We start from the raw sequence: 707 nt of genomic DNA, 5'->3' as shown, positions 1-707 counted from the left end.
CGTCTTACCGGGCGGCGTCTCAGTGAGCTCCGGTTCTTCGAACTTACCTAGAGGAAAGACATTGATCGTCCCCGGCTCCAGTGGCTCGCGCTCTTCCGGGACAGCCGAGACGAAGACATTGGGCGAGGCTGCAAAGTTGCTGAAAATCCGGCGTGCAAGGTTGCGGTCAATCTCTGTGATCGTCAGGCCTGCGGCGCGGACTGGGCCTACAAATGGAAAAATAAAGCGACCATCGGGCAAAACCCGAACCGAACGGTAGAGATTAGGAACTTCCAGTATCTGAATTTCTAGCGTATTACGCGGGGCGCGCCAGATAGTTGCTTTGAGCCTCGGCAAGTGTTATCGAGCCAAAAAGCGTAGCCATTGCCAGCAAAAAAATAGGTATATGCGCGTCACAGGTTGTGCCCCGTTTCAGATCATGCTCTTTGACTTTTCCCGGGCGCTGCGGCTTTTATAGTGAAGTCAAAATTGTCACAATTCGGGGGTTTGTCGGCAAATTGCTCTTTATTTGACACGTTAGGTCGACATGAAAAGCTGTGACAGGAGTGGATGCGCGGACTAATGGCGAAGCATTTGCATGCAGGATCAACCGAGACTGGAAAGAATGACGGCCTGGGCCGGCGCCATGGCGGCTTTGTTGGTACTCTGTCTGATTGCCGGAACAGTTCTGAAACTTACCCCACAACATAGTGTTTGGAGCGCTGGAG

Annotated in this window: 1 protein-coding gene; it reads right to left on the bottom strand. The window is 52.8% G+C overall.

Annotation, left to right across the window (positions count from 1 at the left end; genetic code table 11):
- On the bottom strand, nucleotides 1-336 hold a 336-nt coding region (locus ACR0EL_RS22320; RefSeq protein WP_480502332.1), incomplete at its 3' end, for a polysaccharide biosynthesis/export family protein.
- Between the last annotated feature and the right edge of the window lie 371 nt (nucleotides 337-707).

Source organism: Ruegeria sp. AH12 (assembly GCF_056541465.1).
The sequence above is the reverse complement of the archived record's forward strand: the minus strand, read 5'-3'. Positions and strand labels throughout refer to the sequence as shown.